7 protein-coding genes are annotated in these 8,381 nt (G+C 73.2%); 4 read left to right on the top strand and 3 right to left on the bottom strand.

The annotated features are described in order from the left end of the window. The first annotated feature begins 91 nt into the window (after window positions 1-91). The 3 genes from ACSNOK_RS27095 (at window position 92) to ACSNOK_RS27085 (ending at window position 5,298) form a co-directional block, all read left to right on the top strand. The gene (locus ACSNOK_RS27095) at window positions 92-1,657 is read left to right on the top strand and encodes an amino acid permease (protein ID WP_436783404.1); all 1,566 of its coding nucleotides are present in this window, start codon (window positions 92-94) and stop codon (window positions 1,655-1,657) included. A 549-nt stretch (window positions 1,658-2,206) separates the two neighbouring features. After that, entirely contained in the window at window positions 2,207-3,079 is an 873-nt protein-coding gene (locus tag ACSNOK_RS27090; RefSeq protein WP_436783406.1) for an SAM-dependent methyltransferase, read from the top strand. Between the two features lie 56 nt (window positions 3,080-3,135). Next, window positions 3,136-5,298 (top strand): putative bifunctional diguanylate cyclase/phosphodiesterase, encoded by a 2,163-nt coding sequence (locus tag ACSNOK_RS27085; RefSeq protein ID WP_436783405.1) that lies wholly within the window; start codon window positions 3,136-3,138, stop codon window positions 5,296-5,298. Between the two features lie 10 nt (window positions 5,299-5,308). On the opposite strand, the gene ACSNOK_RS27080 is transcribed toward ACSNOK_RS27085, so the two are convergent. Beyond that, entirely contained in the window at window positions 5,309-5,749 is a 441-nt protein-coding gene (locus tag ACSNOK_RS27080) for a DUF779 domain-containing protein (protein WP_436783403.1), read from the bottom strand. Between the two features lie 118 nt (window positions 5,750-5,867). On the opposite strand from ACSNOK_RS27080, the gene ACSNOK_RS27075 reads away from it, so the two are divergent. Beyond that, window positions 5,868-6,743 (top strand): class I SAM-dependent methyltransferase, encoded by an 876-nt coding sequence (locus ACSNOK_RS27075; RefSeq protein WP_436783402.1) that lies wholly within the window; start codon window positions 5,868-5,870, stop codon window positions 6,741-6,743. Window positions 6,744-6,788: 45 nt separating this feature from the next. Here ACSNOK_RS27075 and ACSNOK_RS27070 read toward each other — a convergent pair whose 3' ends face one another. Next, window positions 6,789-7,529, bottom strand: coding sequence for a class F sortase (locus tag ACSNOK_RS27070; RefSeq protein ID WP_436783401.1), 741 nt, complete (start codon window positions 7,527-7,529; stop codon window positions 6,789-6,791). Window positions 7,530-7,557: 28 nt separating this feature from the next. After that, window positions 7,558-8,184 (bottom strand): hypothetical protein, encoded by a 627-nt coding sequence (locus ACSNOK_RS27065; RefSeq protein ID WP_436783400.1) that lies wholly within the window; start codon window positions 8,182-8,184, stop codon window positions 7,558-7,560. Window positions 8,185-8,381: the final 197 nt, after the last annotated feature.

The raw sequence follows: 8,381 nt of genomic DNA, 5'->3' as shown, positions 1-8,381 counted from the left end.
GCCATACCCCCGACACCCCGGCACCGCCGTACCGCACCACGGTTTCCCCCACCGCTCCCCTCCGGCCCAACGAACCGAGGAAGAGGTTTCCGTGCCACTCGAAGTCCCCGGCGTCTCAGGCGTCCCCGGCGCCTCCGGCGCTTCCGGTGTTTCCGACGAAGAGCGCCTCGCCCAGCTCGGCTACCGTCAGACCCTCGCCCGCAGCATGAGCGGGTTCGCCAACTTCGCCGTCTCGTTCACCATCATCTCCGTGCTGTCGGGCTGTATGACCATGTACGGCTACGGGATGACGACCGGCGGCCCCGCCATGATCACCTGGGGCTGGGTCGGGGTCGGCCTGATGACCCTGGTCGTCGGCCTGGCCATGGCGGAGGTGTGCTCCTCGTACCCGACCAGCGCCGGTCTGTACTTCTGGGCCCACCGGATGGCCCCGGAGCGCAGCCGGGCCGCTTGGGCCTGGTTCACCGGCTGGTTCAACGTCCTCGGCCAGATCGCGGTGACCGCGGGCGTCGACTTCGGCGCGGCCTCCTTCCTCAACGCCTATCTCGACCTCCAGTTCGACTTCGCGGCGACGCCCGGCCACACCATCACCCTCTTCGGGATCATCCTGCTGCTGCACGCCGCCCTGAACACCTTCGGCGTGCGCATCGTCGCCGTGCTCAACAGCGTCAGTGTGTGGTGGCACGTGATCGGCGTGCTCGTCATCGTCGGCGCCCTGGCGTTCGTCCCGGACCACCACCAGTCGGCCTCGGCCGTCTTCGGCGAGTTCGTCAACGGCACCGGCTGGAACTCGGGCTTCTACGTCGGGCTGCTGTCGCTGCTGATGGCGCAGTACACCTTCACCGGCTACGACGCGTCCGCCCATATGACCGAGGAGACCAACGACGCCTCCACGGCGGGCCCGCGCGGCATCGTCCGCTCCATCTGGCTGTCCTGGATCGCCGGCTTCGTGCTGCTGGTCGGCATGACCTTCGCCATCCAGAGCTACCAGGGCTCGCTGGATTCGACGACCGGGGTGCCGCCGGCCCAGATCCTGATGGACGCGCTCGGCGCGAGCGGCGGCAAGGCGCTGCTGCTGGTCATCATCGCCGCCCAGCTGTTCTGCGGGATGGCCTCCGTGACCGCCAACTCCCGGATGATCTACGCCTTCTCGCGCGACGGGGCGCTGCCCTTCTCCCGCGTCTGGCACCGGATCAACCCGTCGACCCGCACGCCCACCAACGCCGTGTGGCTCGCGGCCGGGGGAGCGTTCGTCCTCGGTCTGCCGTACCTGATCAACGAGACCGCCTACGCGGCGGTGACCAGCATCGCGACCATCGGTCTGTACATCGCCTACGTCATCCCCACCTTCCTGCGGCTGCGCCTCGGCGACCGCTTCGAGCGGGGCCCCTGGCACCTGGGCCGCTGGTCGCGTCCGATCGGTGTGGTGGCCGTCGGGTGGGTGTCGCTGATCACCGTGCTGTTCATGCTGCCGCAGGTGCGCCCGGTGACCCTGGAGACGTTCAACTACGCGCCCGTCGCGGTGGCCGCGGTGCTCGGCTTCGCCGGGGTCTGGTGGCTGGTCTCGGCCCGCCGGTGGTTCCTCGACCCGCACCACCCGAAGAACGCCGTCGCACAGGCCGCGCCGCTGGCGGAGCCGGGCGCGCTGCGTCCGTGACGGAGCCGCGTCCGTAGCGCGCCGCCGTCCGGCGGGCGCCGCGGCGCGCACGCCCCGCGCCGGTATCCGCGCACCGGCTTCCGGCCGGGCAAACCTCCCGTTCGCACCAGACGTACGACAGGGGCCGCACCCCCGGCGGCCGACGCCCGGGGCGGTCCCTGTCGCACGTCCGCGCGCCCTCGTGAACCGGGACGCGCCCCTTGCGCGGGGAGCGGTAGTCCATGATCATTTGCTGTAGTCGGCAATGATGTGATCAATAATGCGAGAGCTGGTCCCGATCCGTACGGGCCGGGAGACGGAGGGGGTATGCGCCACCGGCGGCACGGGCCGCCGCGGAGGTGAGGGCACCCATGACGGCAGACAGAGACGCATCTCACGCGAACGAGTGGTTTTGAACCGCGACAGACCGCAGACCTGCTGGAGTCGAAGGGGGAGCGGCGGGCGGATCCGGACCGAGCATTTCCGCTTGCTTCTACCATTCGAACGAACGATCAGTAGCCTCTGCTCAGACCCCTCAACACCCCTGCGATGAGCTGGAGAGACAGAGTGATGGAGCGTCCCTGCCGGGCCCCTTCGGGCATCGACCTGTCCGTGCCGAGCGTGTCCCGCATCTACGACTACTACCTGGGCGGCTCGCACAACTTCGAGGTCGACCGGGAGGCCGGGCGGCGCGCCATCGAGGCGTTTCCGGACATGCCGAAGATCATGCAGGCGAACCGCGCGTTCATGCGGCGGGCCGTACGGCACGCGGTCGAGCGGGGCGTCACCCAGTTCCTGGACATCGGCTCCGGCATCCCCACCTTCGGCAGCGTCCACGAGACCGCCCAGGCCGCGCACCCCGACGCCCGGGTGGTCTACGTCGACCACGACCCGGTCGCCGTCGCGCACAGCCGCAGCGTGCTGAAGGGCAACGACCGGGCCGGGGTCGTCGCGGCCGACCTGCGGACGCCCGAGGCCATCCTGCGCGACCCGGAGGTCACCCGCCTCCTCGACCTGGAACGGCCCGTCGCCCTGCTCCTCGTCGCCGTGCTCCACTTCGTCCCGGACGGGGACGACCCCTGGGCGGCGGTGGCCCGGCTGCGCGACGGGCTCGCCCCGGGCAGCCTGCTGATCCTGACCCACGCCGCGACCGAGGGCGGACCGATGAAACCCGAGGAGGGCCGGAAGGTGGAGAGGGTCTACCGCGCCATCGGCTCACCGCTGTGCACCCGGTCGCGCCCCCAGGTGGCCCGGTTCTTCGACGGCTTCTCGCTGGTCGACCCCGGTCTGGTGCCCATGCCCACCTGGCGCCCGGACCCCCGGGAGGACCCCGAGGGCGACCCGGAGACCCGGGGCACCGCCGCCGCGGTCCCGGACCCCCACGCCGACCCCGTCTTCACGGCGGGGTTCGCCGGAGTGGCCGGCGTAGGGCGCAAGCCGTGACCGGCACGACGAACGGCCGCACCCTGCACGGCACCGCCGAGCCGTTCCCGTACCCCCTGCCGTACGCCACCGACGACAGCGCGGTACAGGACGAGCGGCTGCGGCGGTTCGCCGCGCTGTGGAGCCGGGCGGTCCACCCGGCCGCGGCCACCCCGCTGACCCGCGCCGAGTTCGAGCACTTCCTGGTCCCGCTGGCCGCCCGGCTGCGCGACGCGCTGCACGCCCGCGCCTTCGACCCGGCCCCCGGCACCGAGGTCGGCGCCGCCCTGGTCCGCGGCCACTGCACCGACCCCGGCACCCTCCCGCTGATCCTCGGCGCCGTCGACGCCTACCTGCTGCTCTACTGCCCGCCGGACGACGCCGTCCCCGCCGACGAGTGCCGCGCCCGCTGCACCCGGCTCCAGCACGCCCTCGCCGCCGGCTTCGCCGCCGAGCTCCGCGAACGCGCCCTCGCCGAGCAGGAGGCCATCTCCCGCGCCGCGCTCGCCGCCCGCGCCGAGACCGAGCAGGCGCTGCACACCAGCGAGGAGCGGTTCCGCGCGGTCTTCGAGGGCGCGGCCATCGGGGTCGGCATCGCCGACGTCGACGGGCACATCACCGACGTCAACGAGGCGCTCTGCCGGATGTTCGGCAGCCTCGACCGCCCCGTGGCCGGCCGGAACGTCGGCGAGCTCGTCCACCCCGACGACTCGCCCGACGTCTGGGGCCTCTACGCCGAGCTGGTCCGCGGCGACCGCGACCACTACCGCGTCGAGAAGCCGTACTACCGCGGCGACGGCAGCGTGCTCTGGACCGATCTGACGGTCTCCCTGCTCCGCGACGCCGCCGGCCGCCCCCAGTACCAGCTGGCGCTGATGGAGGACATCACCGAGCGCCGCGAGCTGCACGAGCGGCTGCGCCACCAGGCCACCCACGACGACCTCACCGGCCTGCCCAACCGCACCCTCTTCTTCGAGCGCCTCGACCGCACCCTGGACCCCCACGGCCCGCTCGGCGCCGACGGCCACTTCGGCCTCTGCTACCTCGACCTCGACGGCTTCAAGGCCGTCAACGACAGCCTCGGCCACGCCGTCGGCGACCAGCTCCTCGTCGCCGTCGCCGAACGGCTGCGCGCCTGCGCCACCGGCCCGGACGAGCTGGTGGCCCGGCTCGGCGGCGACGAGTTCGTGGCCCTCACCACCGGCCCCACCGCCCAGCGCGGCGTCAGGGCCCTCGCCCGCCGGATGCTCACCGCCCTCGCCGACCCCGTCCACCTGGACGGCCGCCACCTCTCCGTCCGCGCCAGCATCGGCATCGTCGACGGCCGCCCCGGCGAGGCCGACGCCGCCGAGGTGCTGCGCAGCGCCGACATCACCATGTACCGGGCCAAGGCCGCCGGCGGCAACCGCTACGAGATCGCTGACGCCGACTCCGACGCCCGCGCCATCGCCCGGCACGACCTCACCAACTGCCTGCCCGGCGCCCTGGAGAACGGCGAGTTCTTCATCGAGTACCAGCCGCTGGTCCGGCTCGCCGACGGCACCGTGCGCGGCGCCGAGGCCCTGGTCCGCTGGCTGCACCCGGTGCACGGGGTGCTCGGCCCCGACCAGTTCATCCCGCTCGCCGAGAGCACCGGCCTGATCGTCCCGCTCGGCCGCTGGGTCCTGGAGGAGGCTGCCCGGCAGGCCCGCGCCTGGCGCAGCGACGGCCGCTGCCGGGTGCCGCTCCGGGTCAACGTCAACCTCTCGCCCTCGCAACTGCGCTACCCCTCCCTCGTCGCCGAGACCATCGCCGTCCTCGACAACGCCGGCCTCGACCCGTCGGCGCTCTGCCTGGAGGTCACCGAGAACGCCCTCATCGGCGCCGACGAGGAACAGCTCCGGCCGCTGCGCCAACTCGCCGACCTCGGCGTCGACATCGCCCTCGACGACTTCGGCACCGGCTACTCCAACCTCTCCTACCTGCGCCGGCTGCCGGTCAGCACGCTCAAGCTCGACCGCTCCTTCACCCGCGGCATGCAGCGCGCGCCCGCCGACCCCGTCGACGTGAAGATCGTCGAAGGCATCGTCTCGCTCGCCCACACCCTGGACCTCTCGGTGACGGTCGAGGGCGTCGAGACCGGCACCCAGGCGGACCACTTGCGGATACTGGGCTGCGAGACGGCCCAGGGCTGGTACTACGCCCGGCCGGGCCCGCCCGAGCGGCTGCACACCCTCTCCCTGGCGGACGCCGCGTCCTGACCCGGCCGGCTCACCCCCGCCGGGGGCGCGGCTCCCCGCCACCGGTGCCGTCCGGGCCGAGCAGCCGTGCCTCGGCGTCGGTCAGGAGCCGTGAGCGGATCAGGAAGCGGACGCCCTCCGGGGCCTCCAGCGAGAAGCCGCTGCCGCGCCCCGGCACCACGTCCACGGTGAGATGGGTGTGCCGCCAGCGCTCGAACTGGTCCGCCGCCATCCAGAAGCCGACCGGCTCGTCCACCCCGTCGACGGCCAGTTCGGCGAGGAGCACGTCACTGCCGCCGGTGCGGAACTCGCCGCGGGGATAGCACATCGGCGAACTGCCGTCACAGCAGCCGCCGGACTGGTGGAACATCAGCGGCCCGTGCTTCGCGTGGAGCCGCCGGAGCAGCCGGGCCGCCGCCGGGGCGAGGGCGACGCGCCCGGGGGCGGCCGCATGCGATCGGGTCGGGGTCACGGGTGCCCTCCTCGAAAGTCCGTTCAAGCAGGGGCCCCAGCCTGCCCCCGGCCCGCCGCTGATCGCCAGAGGACGGGCCGGGGGTGATCGCCGCGTCCGGCGGTGGTAGGAAGATCCCATGACGGCAGACGACCGCACGACCCCGACCGGTGAACGGCCGCCCACCACCGAGGAGATGCTGCGCGCCAACGAGCGGAACTGGGATGCCCGCACCCCCGTCCACGTCGCGAGCGACTTCTACGGACTGGACGGCTCCCGGACCGCCGAGGACTGGTTCGCCCCGTTCGAATGGACGGACCTGGGCGACCTGGCCGGCCGTGACGTCCTCCACCTCCAGTGCCACCTCGGCACCGAGACCCACGCCTTCGCCGACCGCGGCGCGCGCACCGTCGGCCTGGACTTCTCCTCGGCCGCCGTGGAACACGCCCGCCGGCTCGCGGCCGACAGCGGGCGGGACGTCGAGTACGTCCGGGCCGACGTCCACCGGGCCGTCGAGGCGCTCGGCGGGCGGCGGTTCGACGTCGTCTACACCGGGAAGGGGGCGCTCTGCTACCTCCCCGACCTGGCGGCCTGGGCGGACGTCGTCGCCCGGCTGCTCCGGCCGGGCGGCGTCCTCTACCTGGTCGAGTTCCATCCGCTGCTCAACGCCCTGGGAGCGGTCCCGGCGCCGGGCGAGGAGGAGTTGCTGCTGCGCCACGACTACCTGGAGGGCCGGGGCCCGATCCGCGGCGACAACCCCCGCACGTACACGGACGGCCCGCCGCTCCCGGCGGAGGCCGTGACCGGCTACGAGTGGCGCCACGGACTCGGGGAGACGGTCCAGGCCGTCCTCGGGGCCGGGCTTGAGCTCGAAGTGCTGCGCGAGACCGAGCTGTTGCCCTGGCCGCGGCTGCCCGGCATGGTCCGGGACGCGAGCGGCTGGTGGCGGCTGCCGGACCGGGAGCCCCGGGTGCCGCACCTGTTCGCGCTGCGGGCGCGGCGGCGCGCGTCCTGAGACACGCGCCGTTCGCGGCGCGCGCCGACGCGCGGCGCCGGAACGTCAGGGCTCGTCCGGGCCGCCGTCCTCGTCGCCGGGCTCCGGGGGCTCCGCGGGTTCGGCCGGCTTCTCCGGCGGGGCGGGGGCGGCCGGGGCGCCGCTCGTCCCGGTGAGGTAGGCGGACACCACCACGTTGGCGGTGTACTCGTGCCGTTCGCGGTCGTACTCGCCGCCGCAGGTCACGAGGCGCAGCTCGGCGCGCTTGGGGTCCTTGGGGCCGTACGCCTTGTCGGCGTCGAAGTGGGCCCGGGGGACGACGGTGACGTCCTCGACGGTGAACTCGGCGGTGGTGCCGTCCTTGCGGAGGACGTTCACCTTCAAGCCCGGCTTGGCGGTGCTGAGTTCGTAGAAGACGCCCCGTGAGGTCTTGGTGTCGACGTGCCCGACGAGCACCGCGGCCCCGACGGCGCCGGGCGCCGGACCGTCCTTGTACCAGGCGACGGTGTTGGGCCGGTCGTACGAGGGGGCCTCGACCCCGCCCTGGGGGTCGAGGCCGTGGCCCTCGATGGGGGCCCGCAGACCCATGGCCTTGATGGCCAGGGTCTGCGGGGCCGCTACCGGCAGCGGTGAGTGCGCCGGGAGCGGGCCATGCGCGGGAGGGCGGCCGGCGGGCTTGACGTCACCGGTGACCGGAGCCGTGGATATCGGCTCCTCGGCGATGTCATGGCCCCATAGCCAGAGGGCCAGCAGCAGTGCCACCCAGGCCGCCCCTGTCAGCAGGCGGCCGAAACCACCTGTGCGCATGTCCGACATGATTCCGGTCCGCTTCCTGTCACCGCTTGACCGTGTGGGCGGCCCGGCGACGGGACCAGATCAGACCACCGGCGATACCGGCCGTGGCACCCGCGAGGATGAGCACGGGGGTGTCGACGGACGACGACTCCGCTGCGGCCACCGGCGCGGTGGCGCCGCCACCCGCGTGCGACGGGCCGTGCGGACGGCCGTGGTGGTCGTTGCGGCCGTCGTGGTGCTTGCGACCGTGGTCGTGGTCCCGGCCGTGGTCGTGATCGCGCCCGTGGTCGTGGTCGCGACCGTGGTCGTCGTCCCGCCCGTGGTCGTGGTCACGGCCGTGGTCGTCGTCCCGGCCGTCGTGCTTGCGGCCGTGGTCGTCGTCCTTGCCGTGATCGTCGTGTCCGTCGCGACCGCGGTCCTCGTTCCAGCCGTCGTCGTGGTCACGCCCCTTGTCCCGGTCGTGGTCGTCGTCCCGGCCGTCGTGGTCGCGGCCGTGGTCGTCGTCCTTGCCGTGGTCACGGTCACCGTGGTCGCGGTCGTGGTCGCCGTGCTTGACGACCTGGCCGGCCGAGGCGGACGGGGCTTCGAGGGCGTAGGCGGCGGCAGGTGCCGCACAGACGGCGACCGCCGTCAGAGTGCCGCAGAGAGCGGTACGAATTGACTTCATTGGGTGTACCTCCTTGCTCCGAGGTTCACCCCGCACCCTCATGGCGGCATCCGGAGGGTAGCCGTATTGCTCCATTCGGTGACGGAGCTGGTCCGGGCGGGGGAGGGACACGCCGGGAAGGGGCTGAACGTCGGGGCTCGGAGGGTTCCCGGGGCCGTGGCGGCGGGCCGGGCGTGTCGGGCGTGTCGGAGGGCGGT

Origin of the sequence: Streptomyces sp. URMC 126 (assembly GCF_051386555.1) — a bacterium.
GTDB lineage: Bacteria > Actinomycetota > Actinomycetes > Streptomycetales > Streptomycetaceae > Streptomyces.
The sequence above is the reverse complement of the archived record's forward strand: the minus strand, read 5'-3'. Positions and strand labels throughout refer to the sequence as shown.

What these genes read in the sequence shown, in the direction of transcription:
- ACSNOK_RS27090 (WP_436783406.1), top strand. Translation starts at nt 2,207, where the DNA reads ATGGAGCGTCCCTGCCGGGCCCCTTCGGGCATCGACCTGTCCGTGCCG.
- ACSNOK_RS27075 (WP_436783402.1), top strand. Translation starts at nt 5,868, where the DNA reads ATGACGGCAGACGACCGCACGACCCCGACCGGTGAACGGCCGCCCACC.
- ACSNOK_RS27070 (WP_436783401.1), bottom strand. Translation starts at nt 7,529, where the DNA reads ATGCGCACAGGTGGTTTCGGCCGCCTGCTGACAGGGGCGGCCTGGGTG.
- ACSNOK_RS27065 (WP_436783400.1), bottom strand. Translation starts at nt 8,184, where the DNA reads ATGAAGTCAATTCGTACCGCTCTCTGCGGCACTCTGACGGCGGTCGCC.